The sequence below is a fragment of the Desulfamplus magnetovallimortis genome (assembly GCF_900170035.1).
Lineage (GTDB): Bacteria > Desulfobacterota > Desulfobacteria > Desulfobacterales > Desulfobacteraceae > Desulfamplus > Desulfamplus magnetovallimortis.
In genome coordinates this window covers 252,110-253,900 of record NZ_LT828543.1, presented here as the reverse complement: position 1 = coordinate 253,900, position 1,791 = coordinate 252,110, and the positions used below count along the sequence as shown (strand labels likewise).

The 1,791-nt window shown below is 49.0% G+C and carries 1 protein-coding gene; it reads right to left on the bottom strand.

Features of this window, described 5'->3' with window-relative positions; all coding sequences use genetic code 11:
- A partial coding sequence (locus MTBBW1_RS09645) for a hypothetical protein (protein WP_186441189.1) occupies positions 1-1,791 on the bottom strand: 1,791 nt, incomplete at both ends.

The following is a 1,791-nucleotide window of genomic DNA, read 5'->3' as shown; positions in this document are numbered from 1 at the left end:
ATCTCTTCAACATTTTCTCCAGATGCAAGGGAGGCCATAAGGGATGCCTCTGGTGTCATCTCTCCCTGTACAGATTCCGATGCCGAAGCTACTGCCCCAACAGTTGTCTCAGCCGACTGAAGAGCTGCATCAGGAGAGCCTCCGCTTTCAATGGATGCTGTAAATGCCTCTATTGCCTGCTGCAGGGCATCAGGAGAAAGATCTCCAAGGTGATCACCAAGTATCTGGGCAACATCTTCTCCATCTGAAAGAGCCTTTAAAATCTGGTCTCCTGTTGATAACTCATTCTGGACTGTACCCTGTACTGCAATGGTCTGATCAAGGGTCTCTTCCGCACCTTTTAGTGCTTCGTCAGGAAAAGTACCTTCTGCCATACTCTCCTGAAGATCATTGAACATGGCATCGGCTGCACTTCCTTCTGGATCAACTCCTTCGGGAAGGGTATCTGCTATCACCTCTTCAATGTTTTCGCCGGATGCAAGGGCATTGGCAAGGTCACTTTGTTGGGATTCTGACTCTATCTGTTCCCTTGTGGCACTCAGGTCAAGGCGGCTCATTGCCTGCTCAAGCGCAACTTCAGGATCGACACCCTTATCAAGGGTTTCTGTCAGTTGATCCACAAAATTATCTATGCTTAATGCTGTCTCTTCTGTGTTCCCGCCCTGGCTTTCAATGTACTCCTCAGCAAGATCCTTTACTGTCTCAAGAAGGCTTCCGTCAGCAATAGTTGAAGGATCGCTTGCAGCATTTGTCAACTCTGTCAGAATGTCATTGTAAAGTTCCTGTGGAGGGGCAAAGTCTGAAGATATTTCTGTTGGGTTGTCAGATGACTCAGACATACTTGTCAATGGCTCAGAAGAACTTTCAGACAACCCGGAGATGCTTTCAGATGGTTCAGACAGATTTTCAGATGGTTGGGATAGACTTGCCACAAGAAGCTCTGCTGCAGTACCGGGGTCACCCTGAACTGACTGGATCCCTGCCGCCGTAATTTCTGCAGTTTCGGCAGCACTTGCAATGGCATCGGAAAGAGTCTCGCCACTGCTGATGGCGTCAGCTATTGATTCCTGTATATCCATGGAATCATTGACAATTGAAGCGGATGACTGGAGATCTGAAGATGAGTCTGTTATCCCTTTACTAACAGCATCGATGGTTTCCTCAATGTTTTCACCGGATGAAAGTGCAGCAAGCAGCTCCCCATTTGTGCCGGATTCGCCTGACTGGATACTGCTTGATGTCTGGGCAATACCTGTGGTTGTCTCAACAGCCTGTGCCAATGCATCCTGTATTGAACTTACAGATGTTTCTCCGGATGGATTTTCCGATTCCCCGGGTGAAAAGGCAGCTTCACCTTCAGCCACAAGAGATTCTGCAAGTGCTTCCTGGAAGGTTTCTGTGGAGATTGCTCCGGATTCAACAGCACCGCTTTCCACAAGGGCATCCATGGCTGTATCCACGGCTTCTGTGACATTATCACCAGATGAAAGAGCACTTAAAAGTGCCGATTCAGGAGATGATTCTCCGGCTGTGACTGCGGCCTGACTCTCCATCACCGCAGCGGTTGCTTCCGTTGCCTGGGAAACCGCAGATTCTATATCTGCTCCGCTTTCAATGGCTGCGCTCAATGTCTCCTGAAAGGTCTCTGCAATGGCCTGGGCAGCTTCTTCAGGTGACAGAGATGATTCTTCTCCACTTGCTCCGCCTGTACTTTCCGACGCTATGGATGCAACCACTTCATCAATGTTTTCACCGGTTGCAAGGGCAGTTATAAGGTCATTTCCACCTGTC